Source organism: Bacillus sp. 2CMS4F (genome assembly GCF_023161785.1).
In the GTDB taxonomy this organism is placed as follows: domain Bacteria; phylum Bacillota; class Bacilli; order Bacillales; family Bacillaceae; genus Bacillus; species Bacillus halotolerans.
Genome location: NZ_JALNTO010000015.1, coordinates 1 through 16699, shown reverse-complemented (window position 1 = coordinate 16699; position 16699 = coordinate 1). Strand labels below are relative to the sequence as shown.

At 44.9% G+C, this 16699-nt stretch carries 15 protein-coding genes; 5 read left to right on the top strand and 10 right to left on the bottom strand.

The genetic code is table 11. The annotated features are described in order from the left end of the window. The first annotated feature begins 99 nt into the window (after nucleotides 1-99). Nucleotides 100-801: a zinc ribbon domain-containing protein gene (locus MTN95_RS17860; RefSeq protein ID WP_248339420.1), complete on the top strand. Its 702-nt coding sequence runs from the start codon at nucleotides 100-102 to the stop codon at nucleotides 799-801. Nucleotides 802-841: 40 nt separating this feature from the next. On the opposite strand, the gene MTN95_RS17855 is transcribed toward MTN95_RS17860, so the two are convergent. Then, nucleotides 842-2659, bottom strand: a complete 1818-nt coding sequence (locus tag MTN95_RS17855; protein WP_248339410.1) for a zinc ribbon domain-containing protein — start codon at nucleotides 2657-2659, stop codon at nucleotides 842-844. Nucleotides 2660-2785: 126 nt separating this feature from the next. Between MTN95_RS17855 and MTN95_RS17850 the strand changes: the two genes are divergently transcribed. Further along, nucleotides 2786-3253, top strand: coding sequence for a GNAT family N-acetyltransferase (locus tag MTN95_RS17850; protein ID WP_396022389.1), 468 nt, complete (start codon nucleotides 2786-2788; stop codon nucleotides 3251-3253). Between the two features lie 45 nt (nucleotides 3254-3298). Here the strand turns inward: MTN95_RS17850 and eno are convergent, their stop codons facing one another. Genes eno through MTN95_RS17830 form a run of 4 tightly spaced genes read right to left on the bottom strand, consistent with a single transcriptional unit; the run spans nucleotide 3299 to nucleotide 8123 of the window. Beyond that, nucleotides 3299-4591, bottom strand: a complete 1293-nt coding sequence (eno, locus tag MTN95_RS17845; RefSeq protein WP_007409956.1) for a phosphopyruvate hydratase — start codon at nucleotides 4589-4591, stop codon at nucleotides 3299-3301. Nucleotides 4592-4618: 27 nt separating this feature from the next. Beyond that, complete coding sequence (gene gpmI, locus MTN95_RS17840) at nucleotides 4619-6154, bottom strand: 2,3-bisphosphoglycerate-independent phosphoglycerate mutase (RefSeq protein ID WP_103671307.1); 1536 nt, start codon at nucleotides 6152-6154, stop codon at nucleotides 4619-4621. Then, a complete protein-coding gene (tpiA, locus tag MTN95_RS17835; protein WP_010331914.1) occupies nucleotides 6147-6908 on the bottom strand; it encodes a triose-phosphate isomerase in 762 nt (253 codons plus the stop codon). The genes gpmI and tpiA overlap by 8 nt, the downstream gene beginning before the upstream one ends. Before the next feature lie 30 nt (nucleotides 6909-6938). Further along, nucleotides 6939-8123 carry a phosphoglycerate kinase gene (locus tag MTN95_RS17830; protein ID WP_095712992.1) on the bottom strand — a complete coding sequence of 395 codons (1185 nt, stop codon included), beginning with the start codon at nucleotides 8121-8123 and terminating at the stop codon, nucleotides 6939-6941. A 48-nt stretch (nucleotides 8124-8171) separates the two neighbouring features. On the opposite strand from MTN95_RS17830, the gene MTN95_RS17825 reads away from it, so the two are divergent. Beyond that, nucleotides 8172-8324, top strand: coding sequence for a hypothetical protein (locus MTN95_RS17825; protein ID WP_024122894.1), 153 nt, complete (start codon nucleotides 8172-8174; stop codon nucleotides 8322-8324). 112 nt (nucleotides 8325-8436) lie between these two features. Here the strand turns inward: MTN95_RS17825 and gap are convergent, their stop codons facing one another. The 3 genes from gap to araE form a co-directional block, all read right to left on the bottom strand. Beyond that, a complete protein-coding gene (gap, locus tag MTN95_RS17820) occupies nucleotides 8437-9444 on the bottom strand; it encodes a type I glyceraldehyde-3-phosphate dehydrogenase (RefSeq protein ID WP_010331916.1) in 1008 nt (335 codons plus the stop codon). Between the two features lie 46 nt (nucleotides 9445-9490). Next, on the bottom strand, nucleotides 9491-10513 hold the full coding sequence (cggR, locus tag MTN95_RS17815; RefSeq protein WP_105992113.1) for a gapA transcriptional regulator CggR: 1023 nt from the start codon (nucleotides 10511-10513) through the stop codon (nucleotides 9491-9493). Nucleotides 10514-10811: 298 nt separating this feature from the next. After that, a complete protein-coding gene (araE, locus tag MTN95_RS17810) occupies nucleotides 10812-12206 on the bottom strand; it encodes an arabinose-proton symporter AraE (RefSeq protein WP_024122896.1) in 1395 nt (464 codons plus the stop codon). A gap of 203 nt (nucleotides 12207-12409) precedes the next feature. On the opposite strand from araE, the gene araR reads away from it, so the two are divergent. Next, nucleotides 12410-13498 (top strand): arabinose utilization transcriptional regulator AraR, encoded by a 1089-nt coding sequence (araR, locus tag MTN95_RS17805; RefSeq protein ID WP_139372588.1) that lies wholly within the window; start codon nucleotides 12410-12412, stop codon nucleotides 13496-13498. Between the two features lie 48 nt (nucleotides 13499-13546). Here the strand turns inward: araR and MTN95_RS17800 are convergent, their stop codons facing one another. Beyond that, nucleotides 13547-14557: an LLM class flavin-dependent oxidoreductase gene (locus MTN95_RS17800; RefSeq protein ID WP_248339407.1), complete on the bottom strand. Its 1011-nt coding sequence runs from the start codon at nucleotides 14555-14557 to the stop codon at nucleotides 13547-13549. A gap of 161 nt (nucleotides 14558-14718) precedes the next feature. Next, a complete protein-coding gene (locus tag MTN95_RS17795) occupies nucleotides 14719-15591 on the bottom strand; it encodes a LysR family transcriptional regulator (protein WP_105953932.1) in 873 nt (290 codons plus the stop codon). A gap of 98 nt (nucleotides 15592-15689) precedes the next feature. Here MTN95_RS17795 and MTN95_RS17790 point away from each other — a divergent pair, with 98 nt between their 5' ends. After that, nucleotides 15690-16607 (top strand): DMT family transporter, encoded by a 918-nt coding sequence (locus tag MTN95_RS17790; RefSeq protein ID WP_105992115.1) that lies wholly within the window; start codon nucleotides 15690-15692, stop codon nucleotides 16605-16607. Nucleotides 16608-16699 lie beyond the last annotated feature (92 nt).

The following is a 16699-nucleotide window of genomic DNA, read 5'->3' as shown; positions in this document are numbered from 1 at the left end:
AAAATTTTTGGCTGGATATTGGTTACTTTTCTACTTTTTTCTTTTATAATGACATTATTAGTCTATTTTCCCTATATTACATGTAAAAGGAGTCATCATATGTTTTGTCCTCAATGCGGCCATCAAGCAGATGGCGGAAAGTTTTGCGAGAAATGCGGATCGCCTCTTCCACGCCAAGCCGGCGAAAATCAAGGAGCACAGGCGGGAGCTGAAGCTGCAAAACAAGCAGCAAAGCAGTTCGGTTCATTTGTCCTAGCTGTTCTGAAACGCCCTTATCAGGAGTGCAAAACAACAGGCGGCGAACAGCTGATCAGCGGAATCATTACAATGGTGCTTTTCAGTTTACTAACTCCGCTGATGTTTTATATTCTTTTTTCAGATGGTCCCGGCAGTGCGAGCTTTACAGAAATCTTTTTCAAGCCAACCATTTACTTTGCCCTTTTTATTTTCGGGTTGCATGCATTGATCTTTTTTTCCTTAAAAATCGCGGGAAACCAAGTCTCATTTAAAGATTCATTCTCCAGATTTGGTGCGTTTCTTATTCCGTTTACAGCTATTTTGATTCTTGCACTTCTATTGTTTTTATTACATACAGATCTTTGCTTCACCGTGTTAGCGATTGGTTTAATTGGCGCATTTTTCGCTATTCCCCCTGCGATGCTGAGCAGTTACCAGTATTCGTATAAAGGAAAAGCTGATATCATTTACTCAACCATTGTGATTTATCTCATCACATGCGTTGCGTTTCGGTTCATCATCGAACATTATATTAAAGAGATTTTCCGTTATATCTTTTTTTAAAAAACACCCCCATCGCCTGCTGGTGATGGGGGTTTGTTTTTTATTGAATAGATGTTAAATAGATTCTTCCGTCTTTCACTACGCCGGTGTAGGTCCAGTTGTACGTTCTGCGCTTTGTACTGCCGCCTGATTTTGTAATATCAAATTCTTCATATGTTTTAATTGTGATATTCGAGCCGCTTTGATTAAAGCTTTTTACCTCTACATCAATAAATACTTCAGTCGTCCCCTCGCTGTACAGCTTCTTAACCAATTTCTGCTGATCATTATATAATGAACTTCCTTTTTCCAGATTGCCTTCCATGACCGCAAATTCATTTAAATTCACTGCGGTTGATTGATTTGTCAGATAACTAACCATAAATGATGTCACTTGTTCATCCGTGACATCGCCGGTCGATGGGCTTACGCTTGCTTTCTTGCCTTTTGCGTCTGCCCAGGCTGATGTGTACGTCTCTGCATGATCATTTTTTATTTTCTTTATATTTGTCCCGGCAGAATCAAAAGATGATTCTGCATCTTCGAACATCCACTTTTTCTGTTTTTTATCATATGAAAGCAGATATTCATAGCTCGGGCTCTCATCCGACATTTCAGGTTTCGTATAGTCATTATAATTAGCCGACTGGTGAAGTTCTTTTCCTTTTACTGACGCCTGCCATGTACCGTCATTTTTCTGGGATAGAGCAAATGTATCCAAATCAAAGTCTGTTTCCAGATATTTATCTTTTAAGTAAGAATCCGTGTTTTTCATCGAATCCACGTTATCTTTTGCTTCGGCTTTCCAACTGGCACTTGCCTCTGTCATCTGAGCTGTATTTCCATCAGAAAGCGCCTTGGAATATTGCTTTGTCGTTTTGACAATCGTATTCATGATTGTTTCTTGTGTGTCTTGGTCAGGAATTAACGTTAACTCCATTTCTTTGCTATCAATCGGCACACCCGCTGTTTTTGTTTTTCCCCACGGAAACTCCGCTTCAACCGCAGCTGTCATTGATCCGTCTGTCAGAAGCGGGCCGTATGTGACAGATTTGAACGGATCCTTATGGATGGATTTACCGTTAATCAGCAAATCTCCCTTTCCATCCTTCATGTCGTCCGCTAAGCTGAATGTTACATTATCTGCTTCCAATGAGAGATCAACACGAAAGCTGTTGTCACCAACCGCCTGAATGTCTTCCTTTTTCACAAGATCCACTACATCGTTTTTCAGTTTGGCTGAGACTGTATATTCGCCGGGAATGTACGGTCCGAGGGTTTGTGCTTGATCTGCTTTCTCTACAGATCCGGCTTCCTCTTTATTCACATAGAGATTCGTATGTTTATAATTGCTGGTTACTTCAAAATAAACAGGTGCTATCTTTAAATCATAATGGTCAAATACTAGCAAGCTTTTCCCGTCTTTCTCCGCGTATACAATATCCTTTTGGACTGTTTCAGCACGCAGCGATGAAAAAAGCTCATCTTTTTTGTCAGGATGATCCTTTAAATATGTAAGAAACGGCTTTACGTTTTGTTTAGTAAGCTTGAGCTTGTCATTTGCCGATGTTAGCAGCGAAGCGATTTGGTCTTTATCCTCATCATTTACAGCCTGCTCAAATTTGTCGACTAACCTGTCCTTAGAAGTAAGGTACGCTCCGGTTTTATATGCAGCGAATAATATGACGCACGCTGCGGCAATGCTGCTCCATAACATGATGGTTTTCTTAGGGATTGGTTTCCGCGGAGCCTGCCTCGTTTCAGCAGTGCTTGCTGTTTCTTTATTCGCCTGTCTGCTGCTCCCTCCGATCCGGGTGCCGCATTCTTTACAAAACTTGGCCCCTTCATTATTTTTTTGACCGCATTCCTTACAAAACATGTGACTTTCCTCCTGTTTTTTATCCACTATTTTGTACATATTTCCTATGTTACATATTTTATAATAGAATGGTATGAAATTGGAGGAAATCATGAAAATATCTCTATAAACATATGAAAAGGTGGAATGACCATGCAACATCTCACCATTCAAAAAGCAATAAACTATGATCAAGCGCTGTATGACCTTCTGCTGCTCGCCGATCCGTCAAAAGAAATCGTTGATGAATACATTGCCAGAGGGGAATGCTACACAGCTTATATATCGGGCGAATTAGCCGGTGTATACGTGATCATCACAACTAGACCGCAAACTGTAGAAATCGTTAACATAGCGGTAAAAGAAACAATGCAAAAACAGGGCATTGGCAAGCTTCTTATCCGCGACGCCATCGAAAAAGCAAAACATATGAGAGCAAGGGTGATTGAGATTGGCACTGGAAATTCCAGCATCCATCAGCTGTCTCTTTACCAAAAATGCGGATTCCGTATGCAGGCGATCGACCATGATTTTTTTATCAGACACTACGATGAGGACATCTTTGAAAACGGCATTCAATGCCGGGATATGGTGAGGCTTTATTTGGATCTCTAAAAAGCATAAAAAAAGCCGCCGAGACATATCTCGGCGGTCTTTTTATTACTTATTCAAGTTGTAGAAAGAGTTAATACCGTGGTATTGAGCAGTTTCAGCCAACTGATCTTCGATGCGAAGAAGCTGGTTGTATTTCGCAACACGGTCCGTACGTGACGGAGCACCTGTTTTGATTTGTCCTGCGTTTGTTGCAACAGCGATGTCAGCGATTGTGCTGTCTTCAGTTTCACCAGAACGGTGAGAGATAACAGCAGTGTAGCCTGCGCGTTTCGCCATTTCGATCGCATCGAATGTTTCAGTCAATGTACCGATTTGGTTTACTTTGATCAGGATAGAGTTGCCTACGCCGTTTTTGATACCTTCAGCAAGTTTTTTCGTGTTTGTAACGAAGAGGTCATCACCAACAAGCTGAACTTTTTTGCCAAGACGCTCAGTAAGAAGCTTGTGGCCTTCCCAGTCGTTTTCGTCAAGTCCGTCTTCGATAGAGATGATTGGGTATTTAGAAACCATTTCTTCGTACCAGTCAACCATTTCAGCAGATGTTTTCACAACGCCTTCGCCAGACAGATGGTATTTGCCGTCTTCTTTGTTGTAGAACTCAGAAGATGCAGCATCCATTGCAAGTTTTACTTCTTCGCCAGGTTTGAAGCCGGCTTTTTCGATTGCTTCAACGATTGTTTGAAGCGCTTCTTCGTTAGAACCAAGGTTTGGAGCGAATCCGCCTTCATCACCTACAGCTGTGTTCATTCCTTTAGCAGAAAGAACTGATTTCAGGCTGTGGAAGATTTGAGCGCCCATGCGAAGTGCTTCACGGAAGTTAGGAGCACCTACTGGCATGATCATGAATTCTTGAATATCTACGTTGTTGTCAGCATGCTCTCCGCCGTTGACGATGTTCATCATCGGTACAGGAAGCGTTTTTGAGTTGAATCCTCCAAGGTATTGGTAAAGAGGAATCTGTAAGAAATCAGCAGCAGCACGTGCACAAGCCATAGATACGCCAAGGATTGCGTTCGCACCAAGTTTGCCTTTGTTTTCAGTACCGTCAAGCTCGATTAAAAGCTGGTCGATTGCATTTTGTTCAGTTACATCAAAGCCAAGAAGCTCTGGAGAAATGATTTCGTTTACGTTGTTAACAGCTGTTAACACGCCTTTTCCAAGGTAACGGTCTTTGTCGCCGTCACGAAGCTCAACTGCTTCGTATTCACCTGTAGAAGCTCCGCTTGGCACTAATGCGCGGCCGAATGCTCCTGTTTCTGTATATACTTCAACTTCAACTGTTGGGTTGCCGCGGGAGTCTAATACTTCGCGTGCATAAACATCAACAATGTATGGCATGAGTTTGTCTCTCCTTTGATTTTCAGCTTATTTTTGAATTAAAGATGTTCCAGTCATTTCTTTCGGTTTTTCAACACCGAGAAGGTCTAATAACGTTGGTGCAAGGTCGCCTAGGATTCCGCCTTCACGCAGCGTGATGCCTTCTTTCGTAACAATTACAGGGACTGGATTTGTCGTATGTGCAGTGTGCGGTTCGCCTGATTCTGTGATCAGAATATCAGCATTACCGTGATCAGCGGTAATGATAGCGTGTCCGCCTTTAGCGAGAATCGCGTCAACGACTTCGCCTAAGCATTCGTCCACTGCTTCAATCGCTTTAATTGTAGGTTCAACCATTCCGGAGTGGCCGACCATGTCTGGGTTTGCGAAGTTAAGGATAATCGCATCATGCTTGTCAGCTTCGATTTCTTTGACAAGCGCGTCCTTCACTTCATACGCACTCATTTCAGGCTTCAAGTCGTATGTTGCGACTTTCGGCGAGTTGATAAGAATACGCTCTTCACCCGGGAATTCAGCTTCACGGCCCCCGCTCATAAAGAACGTGACGTGCGGATACTTTTCAGTTTCTGCAATTCGAAGCTGTTTTAATCCTTGCTGAGATAATACTTCTCCGACTGTATTATCAAGATTTATCGGTTTAAACGCCACATAGCCGTCAACTGTTTCACTGAAGTGAGTCAGGCAGACGAAATGCAGGTTTTTCGGATAATTCTCGCCGCGGTCGAAATCGCGGAAGTCTTTGTTCGTGAACGTGTTGGAAATCTGGATGGCGCGGTCCGGTCTGAAATTATAGAAAATCACAGAATCGCCGTCTTCGATTTTCGCAACAGGCTCACCGTTCTCTTTCGTGATGACAGATGGAATAACGAATTCATCGTGGATTCCATTCGCATATGAATCATCAACAACATCCAGTGCGCTGCGGTATGTCGGGCCTTCGCCGTATGCCATTGCACGGTACGCTTTTTCTACACGGTCCCAGCGTTTGTCGCGGTCCATTGAGTAGTAGCGCCCGGAAATGCTGGCGATTTCTCCGACACCGATTTCCTCGATTTGTTCGTTTAGCTGGTTGATGTACGTTTTCGCTGTTTGCGGACCTACATCACGGCCGTCAAGGAAGCCATGGATATATACCTTTGTCAGCCCTTCTTTTTTCGCAAGCTTTAACAGCGCGAATAAATGATTGATATGGCTGTGCACGCCGCCGTCTGATAATAGACCGAACAGATGCAGGGCTTTGTTGTTTTCTTTCGCGTTGCTGATCGCGTCAAGGAATGTTTGATTGCGTTCGAACTCTCCCTCGCGAATGGCAACATTTACGCGTGTTAAGCTTTGGTACACAATACGGCCCGCACCGATATTTAAGTGGCCTACTTCGGAGTTCCCCATCTGTCCGTCAGGAAGACCTACAGCCTCGCCTGAAGCAGTCAGTGTCTGATGAGGATACTGATTCCAATAGCGGTCAAAATTCGGTTTTTTCGCCAAAGCGACTGCGTTCCCTACTGTTTCGTTTCGTAATCCGAACCCATCAAGAATGATGAGTGCAGCTGGTTTTTTACTCATATTGACCTTCCTCCAATAATTGAACGAATGACTGTGGCTCAAGGCTCGCGCCGCCGACCAAAGCACCGTCAATATCGGACTCTGCCATATATTCTTTAATGTTTGCAGGCTTTACGCTTCCGCCATATTGAATGCGAAGCTTGTCTGCCGCTTCTTGGCCGAAGCTTTCAGCGACGGTTTTACGGATATGTGCACACACGTCGTTCGCATCTTTAGATGTAGAAGATTTGCCTGTTCCGATTGCCCAGATTGGCTCATAAGCAATAACAGAAGCTGCAACTTGTTCTTCAGAAAGACCAGCAAGGCCTTTTTTCACTTGGTCAGCTACAAGATCATTTGTTTTGCCGGCTTCGCGCTCTTCAAGCGTTTCACCAACACAGATGATCGGCACAATGCCGTGTTTGAAAGCAGCATGTGCTTTTTTGTTAACTGTTTCATCAGTTTCAGCGAACATTTCACGGCGCTCAGAGTGGCCGATGACGCAGTAGTCAACGCCAAGGTCTTTTAGAGCAACCGGGCTGATTTCGCCTGTGAACGCGCCGCTTTCTTCGAAGTGCATGTTTTGGGCGCCGACTTTAAGGTCAGTGCCTTTAACAGCAGAAGTCAGCTTTTCTAGGAAAAGCGCTGGCGCGCAAACAACAGCTTCCGCTTTGTCTGCTGCTGGAATGGAAGATTTCACTTCTTCAACGAAGCTGACAGCCTCGCCGAGTGTTTTGTTCATTTTCCAGTTACCGGCTATAATTGGTTTTCTCATCTGTTCCACTTCCTTATAGCAGTTTTAAAATTATTTATCGTTCAGTGCAGCTACCCCTGGAAGCTCTTTGCCTTCCATGAACTCAAGGGATGCGCCGCCTCCTGTTGAGATGTGGCTCATTTTGTCAGCTAGGCCGAATTTTTCAACCGCTGCTGCAGAGTCTCCTCCGCCGATGACAGAGTATGTATCTTTTGCCTCTGCCAATGCTTCCGCAACCGCTTTTGTTCCTTGAGCGAACAAGTCGATTTCGAATACGCCCATCGGTCCGTTCCACACGACCAGTTTGCTGTTTTTGATTACATCAGCATACGTTTCGCGTGTTTTTGTACCAATGTCAATCGCTTCTAAATCACTAGGGATTTCAGAGATCGGCACAATTTTTACGTTTGCATCGTTAGAGAAATCATCTGCAACGAGCACATCTTCAGGCATGTAGAAGTTAACGCCTTTTTCTTTCGCGCGATCCATAAATGTTTTCGCAAGTTCGATTTTATCTTCTTCAAGCAGAGATTTACCAACCTCATAACCAAGCGCTTTAACGAATGTGTAAGCAAGACCGCCGCCGATGATCAGGTTGTCTACTTTATCAAGAAGACTTTCGATGACGCCGATTTTATCTTTTACTTTCGCTCCGCCGATAATGGCAGTGAACGGACGATCAGGGTTGGAAATTGCTTTTCCGAGTACGTCAAGCTCTTTTTCCATTAAGAAACCTGCAACCGCTGGCAGATGCTCGGCAATTCCAGCTGTAGATGCATGAGCACGGTGGGCAGCACCGAATGCGTCATTCACATATACATCTGCAAGCTCAGCAAATGCTTTTGCAAGCTCAGGATCATTTTTCTCTTCGCCAGGGTAGAAACGTACGTTTTCCAATACAAGAACGTCTCCGTCCTTCATGTCGGAAATTTGTGATTTTACAGCATCACCGTATGCTTCATCCGCTTTTTTCACTTCTTTGCCAAGCAGTTCGCCGAGGCGTGCAGCAACAGGAGTTAAACGAAGCTCCTCAACGACTTCGCCTTTCGGGCGGCCTAAGTGGCTCGCAAGAAGGACTTTCGCGCCTTGGTCTGCAAGGTGTTTGATTGTCGGAAGTGCAGCACGGATACGTGTATCGTCTGTTACTTCCCCGTCTTTCATTGGAACGTTAAAGTCAACGCGGCAGAATACAACTTTGCCTTTTACGTCGATGTCTTTGAGAGTTTTCTTATTCATGCTTTAGGAGATCCTCCTTCAAAATGGTTTGCATGCAGCACGAAAAACGTGAAACCGTCTGATCAAGCGATTACTCCGCGAGGGCAGATCGCATACTTTTCGGCACAGGGCAGATCGTCTGAAGCCAGGGCAGTGGCCGCAGGCGAAGGCGCCGGAAAGCTGCAAAACGCAGATGCTTCTCTTTCACAGAACGTTTTCTGAAAGCCGGTCTTCATGGAAAAAGGGAAAGGGAGTCCGTCCCCTTCCCTTGTCCGCTTTCATTATAGCGCTTCTATTCAAAAGAACCAAGTAAGGTCCTTTTTTCAGCTATGAATTAAAGACCTTTTTTAGCGATGTAAGCTGCAAGGTCAACAACGCGGTTAGAGTAGCCGCTTTCGTTATCGTACCAAGAGATTACTTTTACCATGCTGCCTTCCATAACCATTGTAGAAAGAGCATCGATTGTAGAAGAATTTTTGTTTCCATTGTAGTCGCCAGAAACTAATGGCTCTTCGCTGTAGCCAAGGATTCCTTTAAGATCTCCTTCAGCTGCTTCTTTAAGAGCTGCATTTACATCTTCAGCTGTTACTTCTTGGTTCAGTTCAGCAACCAAGTCAACTAAAGAAACGTTTGGAGTTGGAACACGCATTGCTCCGCCGTTCAGTTTGCCTTTTAGTTCAGGAAGAACTAGAGAAACTGCTTTAGCAGCACCAGTTGAAGTTGGGATGATGTTTTCAGCTGCTGCACGCGCACGACGGTAGTCTTTGTGCGGAAGATCAAGAATTTGCTGATCGTTTGTGTAAGAGTGAACTGTTGTCATCATACCGCGTTTGATGCCGAATTTGTCGTTAAGTACTTTTGCAAACGGCGCAAGGCAGTTTGTTGTGCAAGATGCGTTAGAGATAACGTCGTGGTTAGCCGCATCGTATTTATCTTCGTTAACACCCATAACGATTGTGATATCTTCTTCGTTAGCAGGAGCAGAGATGATTACTTTTTTCGCGCCAGCTTCTAAGTGTTTCGCAGCGTCTGCGCGTTTTGTGAAGAAACCAGTAGATTCAACTACGATTTCAACGCCTTGTTTACCCCAGCTAAGTTTAGCAGGATCGCGTTCTGCAGATACTTCAATTGTTTTACCGTTAACAACAAGGTTGTTACCGTCAACTGAAACCTCAGCGTCTAATTTTCCGTGTACAGAATCATATTGTAAAAGGTGAGCGAGCATGTTAGCATCTGTTAAATCGTTAACCGCTACTACCTCAACTTCAGGATTGTTTAATGCTGCGCGGAATACGTTACGTCCAATACGACCAAAACCGTTAATACCGACTTTTACTGCCATGATTGTTTCCTCCTTTAAATAAGTGAGAGATATTTATATTGAGGGATTATTCATCCCTTAATAACTTCTTTGCGGCTCCTTCGTCAGTGACGAGAACCGTGTTGCGCGGCTTTTTAAAGTAAGCCTCGATCGCCTCGGCTTTTGATGATCCGCCCGCTACCGCTATAATATCGGGAATGTCGTCTATGTCATCCAGCTGCATTCCGACAGAATGCACTTTGTGGACCACTTCGCCGTCCGCGTTAAAATAGTAGCCGAACGCTTCTGTCACTGCGTTGTTATCATCTATTTTCTTTAAGTCTTCTAAAGGTGTGTTTCTCCGCTCAGCCATAGTTTTAGCTTCGCCGATTCCGTGAACCAGCATACTCGCTGATTTAATCGTGTTCAGCACCTCTTTGACAGAAGGTTCTTCAATAATAGATGAATAGGCGCCTTGTGACAGCTGACCCGGAACAAACAAAAGCCGGTAAGTGCCTGAAGCCTTTTCCGCCATATGCGCGCATATGGTGTTCGCCTGGTTTTTTACGTCTTCGCCTAAACCGCCTCTTGCAGGCACAAACAAAAGCTCGCGGTTTTTAGAATCCGGCGTCATCATCTCGGCGACAGCTTCAATTGTCGTACCGCCGGTCACAGCGACGATATTTTTGCCTGAAAATCTTTTTTTCATACATGCGACAGCCGCTCTTCCCATTTCTTTTTTGACCCATGGGGATTGATCGCTGTCTCCGGATACAATAATGACGTCATTTAGATTTAAACGTTCTTTTAATGTCTTTTCCAAAAGCGTCAAACCTAAAACATCTTTCATCGTATCTTCTAAAACGGAAAGCAGTTCATAACCTTCTTCTGTCAGCGTCATGCCGTTTGTTTTAATATCGACCAGATTCTGTTCCTTCAAAAACTGAACCTCGCCTCTCAGCACACGCTCGCTGATTCCGAGACTGGCAGACAGGCTTCTGCGGCCGATGGGTTCTGTCAGCCTGATATACTGCAAGATTTCGAACCTCTTTTGCATGACGAGCAGAAGATCAGGCAATAATTTTTTTTGAGCTTGTATTAACTGGTTCATGACTCAAACGTTCCTTCCTTTTTTTGCTGGACACCAAACGTCCCGCTATGACAAAAAACGTCCCATCATAGCCAAAAAAAATTATTTCTGCTTTCTTTAATTATTTTAACAGGGTGGAAATGTTTATTCAACTGTTAAGAGCCAATTCATCGACAATATTCGCGCAGTTTTCATGCAGCTGGCGTTTCTTATTTTTATTTTTTCCTTTATATCTCTATCTTATACAGCAAACCGTTAATGGTGCGCACAAAATAAAAGAGCCCTCTCAATCGAAAGGGCTACATATTTTAAAGCGTTTTCATTTTATCCAGAGCTTTTCAATCTCTTCGAGCGATTTATTCTTCGTTTCCGGACAGATTGTGACGACAAACAGGAAGCAGAGAATGTTAATGACGGCAAAGATCCAGAACGTGTAGGCCAGTCCGAACGAGCTGATCATCATCGGCACAAACTGCCCGATCGCCCAGTTTGCACCCCATAAAAAGATGGTGGCGATCCCTGCGGCTCTCGCCCGCAGATGGTTCGGGAAAATTTCAGAAATCATAATCCATGTGATCGGCCCGACCGATACACAGAACGCGGCGACAAACCCTAATATAAAGAAGATCAGCATAAATCCGCTTGTTAGCTGAAAATAAAACGAAGTCCCGATTAAGATCATAAAAATAGCCATGAAAGCAGAACCGATGGACATCAGTTTTTTGCGCCCGACTTTATCAATCAATAAAACTGCGATGACGGTAAAAATGACTTCCACGACACCGACAATACAGGTTGTCACAAATCCGGCATTTTGTCCGAATCCCATCATTTTAAAGATTTCCGGTCCGTAGTAAGTGATGGCGTTCATGCCGATCACTTGATTAAAGAGCGCCAGCAGGATTCCAATGATAAGCGCTTTTCTGAGGCCTGGTTTGAAGAGCTGTGATAGTGACCCCATTTGTTCTATTTTTAAAGAGTTTTCAATGTTCTTCAATTCTTCTTTTGCGACAGTTTCTCCATTAATGCGTGTCAGAATCGATAACGCTTCTTTTGTTCTGCCTGCTTTCGCCAGCCATCTTGGACTTTCCGGCACGACCAGCAGGACTAGGAAAAAGATAACGGATGGCACCATTCCGTAAGCGAGCATCCATCTCCAGCCGGTTTGCACGCCCCATTCATATGTTCCGGAACGCTGGACAGCGAGATTAATAAAGTACGTTGCGGAAATACCCAGTATCGTAAAGAGCTGATATAAGGAAGATAAACTTCCGCGTATGGCGGGCGGCGCCGCTTCCGTAATATAAGTCACGGATAATGACGAACCCATTCCGATCCCTAAACCTCCGATAATCCTCGCAATGATTAAGGTCGACACGTCTTGTGAAACAGCAGAAACAACTGCTGATACCGCAAATAACAGGGCCGCTGTCATTAAGATTTTTCTGCGTCCGAACCTGTCGCTTAAAAACCCGGATACCCCGACTCCCGCAACTCCTCCAATCATAATGCTTGAAATCACCAGCCCCTCCATGAACGGACTCAGGCTGTATAAATCCTTTAGAAAACCAATAGCACCGGAAATAACTGCAGTGTCATAGCCGTACAATAAACCGCCAAGTCCCGCCGCGCATGATATCAAAATCACAAATCCCATTGAATGGCTTCTTGTTACAGGAGCATTTGGTTCTAATTGAGTTGGAGTATTCTTCATTTCTCTGCCCTCCCGAAAGTTGAGTAAAGCGTTTACATTTTTCTTCCTAATTGTACGTACTTATTTAAAAATTTAACGAAAATTATTGTTTATTAGTACGTACAAATATAGAATAATCCCGTTTGCATTTTCTGTCAATGTTTTCTTGTATAGATCACTGTGATATACTGAAATTTGTCCGTATACATTTTGGAGGAATGGATATGTTACCAAAATATGCCCAAGTAAAAGAAGAAATCAGTTCATGGATTAATCAAGGCAAAATTCTGCCCGATCAAAAGATCCCTACCGAAAACGAGTTAATGCAGCAATTTGGCGTCAGCCGGCATACCATTCGTAAAGCCATCGGAGACCTCGTATCGCAAGGCCTGCTTTACAGCGTGCAAGGCGGGGGCACCTTTGTCGCTTCACGCTCTGCTAAATCAGCGCTGCATTCCAATAAAACGATCGGCGTTCTGACGACCTACATATCAGACTATATTTTTCCGAGCATCATTAGGGGAATCGAGTCTTATTTAAGCGAGCAGGGATATTCTATGCTTTTGACAAGCACAAACAACAATCCGGATAATGAACGCAGAGGATTAGAAAACCTGCTGTCACAGCATATTGACGGATTGATTGTAGAACCGACAAAAAGCGCTCTGCAAACGCCGAATATTGGCTACTATCTCAATTTAGAGAAAAACGGCATTCCTTTTGCGATGATTAATGCGTCATACGCCGAGCTTGCCGCACCAAGTTTTACTCTGGATGATGTGAAAGGCGGCGTGATGGCGGCCGAGCACCTGCTCTCTCTCGGCCATACGCACATGATGGGTATTTTTAAAGCTGATGACACGCAGGGTGTCAAACGGATGAACGGATTTATACAGGCGCATCGCGAGCGTGAGTTATTTCCTTCTCCGGATATGATTGTGACGTTTACGACGGAAGAAAAGGAATCAAAGCTGCTGGAGAAAGTAAAAGAGACACTGGAGAAAAACAGCAAAAACATGCCGACTGCTATTCTTTGCTATAATGATGAAATTGCACTGAAGGTTATTGATATGCTTCGAGAAATGGATATCAAGGTGCCTGAGGATATGTCCATCGTTGGGTATGATGATTCCCATTTCGCGCAAATCTCCGAGGTGAAATTAACCTCTGTGAAGCACCCGAAGTCTGTGCTGGGAAAAGCGGCTGCAAAATATGTTATTGACTGTTTGGAGCATAAAAAGCCTAAGCAGGAAGATGTCATTTTTGAGCCTGAGCTGATCATCCGCCAGTCCGCAAGAAAGCTGAATGAATAAAAAAGCAATGTATGGGTTTCCCCTTTACATTGCTTTTTTTTATGGCCTTTATCTGTTTTTCCAAATGTCAGCCACGATTTCAAATGAACGCATTCTGTCAGCGTGTTCAAAGGTTTCTGAGTTGACCATAATTTCATCGGCCTGAGTCGTTTTGACAAAGTCTTCAAGCTTTTCTTTCACTTCTTCAGGACCGCCAATGATGGTTGAACTGAGTTGCTCATGAACCATTGCTTTTTCATATGGGCTCCAGATTTGGTCCATGTCTTCTACTGGCGGCTTCAGCTGGTTCGGCGTGCCGCGGACAAGATCAAGGAATCGCTGGTAATGCGATGTAGCCAGATGCTGCGCTTTCTCGTTTGTGTCTGCGGCGATAATCGTTACGCCGACCATCGCATACGGTTCATCAAGCACTTCTGACGGTGTAAAGGAATTGCGGTACAGCTCCAAAGCGGGAACCGTATTCGCCGGTGAGAAATGGGCAGCGAATGCAAACGGAAGACCCAGCTCACCTGCCAGACGGGCGCTGAAGCCGCTTGAGCCCAGCAGCCAAATCGGCACATCTATGCCCTCTCCCGGAATGGCGCGGACTTGATTGCGCACGTTTCCTGACGGTTTAAAGTAATTGCGCAGTTCCTCTAATTGTTCTGGGAAATCTTCACCGCTGCTGATGTTTCTGCGGAGCGCCCTTGCAGTCAATTGGTCTGTTCCCGGTGCACGTCCGAGCCCCAGATCAATCCGTCCGGGATACAGTGTTTCCAGTGTGCCGAATTGTTCAGCGATGACAAGTGACGAGTGATTCGGAAGCATAATGCCGCCGGAACCGACGCGGATTTTCTTTGTGCCGCCGGCTATATGGCCGATCAGAACCGCGGTGGCAGAGCTTGCGACACCTTCGATATTATGATGCTCTGCAAGCCAATAACGGTGATAGCCCCACTCCTCAGCACGGCGCGCCAAGTCCATGCTGTTTCGGAATGACTCTGCTATCGTTCCCCCTTGAACAACAGGAGATAAATTCAAGACAGAAAGCAAGGTATCTTTGCGTTGGTTGTTAGACATATTGTTCTCCTTTGCAGTTGTGATATAAGTAAACAGCCTTATGCTGTTATGTCTTTATCGAAAGGACTTCTATCACACCATAACACAACTGCGTTTAGGATTAAAAGAATTTGATTCGATGAAATTCGAACAATAAAAAAGACGTTTCTTCATTTTGATTTTTACGCAAACAGTTCCTGTGCCATATCAATGAAAAGCTTAGCCGCCAAAGAAGCCTCATGTAATGAAGGAACGGCAAGCTGCACATCCCGATACACCTGCGGATCGAGATCCCGCGTCACCACATGCTCCGGCAGCGGCATTCCCGACATGGACATTTCTGATAAAATCGCCAGCCCCAAGCCTTCTTTGATCATGCTGATCGAGGTGTTAATGTTATAGACAGTGAAAGCAGTGTGCAGCGTTGAACCAGCTTGCTTGAACTTATCGATAAAAGGTGATTCATAGCCGCCGTCGCAGACAACTATCGGCTCACAATCGAGATCTTTCAGCGTGATGGCCGGGCGATTGCACAGCGGGTGGTCATCACGCAGCACGACGACCATTTTGTCTTTTTTCAGCCGAATGTACTCCATCTCGTCTGCCGGATACAGAAGAATGCCGGCATCGATCATCCGCGTGTGAAGCCACTCCTTGACTTCATCTACGGTTCCTTCATGCAAAACAAGCTCCAATTTCGGATACCTTTGTTTAAACTCGCTGATCAGCTTCGGCATAAAATAAGCGGAAGCGGTTGGAAATGTGCCGATATGAATCGTTCCCAGCTCAAGCCCTTTTTCTGCCGCTGCGACCTGCTCAACTTTTTCGATTCCTTTTAACACTTCTCTGATATGGACTAAGATCTTTTTTCCCGTGTCTGTCAGCATCAGGCCGTTTCTGCGGTCACGGATGATTAATTTCACATCAAGCTCGGCTTCAATCGCGGAAATGGCATGGCTGACAGCCGGCTGTGTCATGTTCAGCGCCTGTCCCGCTTTTGTAAAACTCCCCGTTTCAGCTACTTTGACGAAAACTCTTAATTGTGTAATAGTCATAACAATTTACTTATGCTCCTCATAAAAAAGATTCATTTTATTTATCTTATGTTCTACCGTATCATATGATGGAAATGTTCTACAAGGAGTGATCAAAAGTGAAGCAGCTATCAAAAACGCGGACAGCGCTCCTGCTCGCCTTTCTCGTCATCATGTGGGGCGTCAATTGGCCGCTGTCGAAAGCAGCGCTCGCCTATTCGCCGCCATTGTTGTTCGCGGGCATCCGGACGCTGATCGGCGGGCTTTTATTAGTGATTGTCGCATTGCCGCGTATTCATAAACTGCGTTTTAAAGAGACGTGGCCGATTTATCTTGTTTCTGCTCTTTTAAATATTACGTTATTCTACGGCCTGCAAACGATTGGCCTGAATTATCTTCCTGCTGGTCTCTTTTCCGCTATCGTATTCTTTCAGCCGGTGCTGATGGGTGTCTTTTCTTGGATGTGGCTCGGAGAATCCATGTTTGCGATGAAAGTGATCGGGCTTGTGCTCGGTTTTGCCGGGGTTGCAGTCATCAGTGCCGCGGGCTTTGGCGGGCATATTTCTGTCATAGGGGTTCTGCTGGCTCTGGGTTCCGCGCTCAGCTGGGCACTTGGAACAGTATTTATGAAAAGAACAGGCAGCCGCGTCGATTCCATCTGGATGGTCGCCTTGCAGCTGACAATCGGCAGCGTATTTTTGCTCGTATCCGGCTTCTGGACAGAGAGCTTTTCCGCGATCCAATGGACAGTCCCGTTTGTCGTCAGTCTGCTGTTTATCTCAGTGTTTGTCATCGCGCTTGGATGGCTTGTCTTTTTTACCCTTGTCGGTTCTGGAGAAGCAAGCAAGGTTGCTTCCTACACCTTTTTGATTCCGCTCATTTCCATCGTGGCCAGTTCGATTTTCCTGCATGAGCCGTTAACCGTCAGCCTCTTGGCAGGCCTTCTTCTGATTGTCACAAGCATTTGCCTCGTCAATACAAAATCAAAGGCTCAGAAAGCGGCTGCGCTCGGTGTAAATGAGAAGGCTGCACAATAAAAAACTCTTGTCTAAGGGACTGACCCCTGTTTTTGAGACAGGGATCAAAACACCTTTTATACAGCCAATTGCCGATAGCTTATCGGTGATTG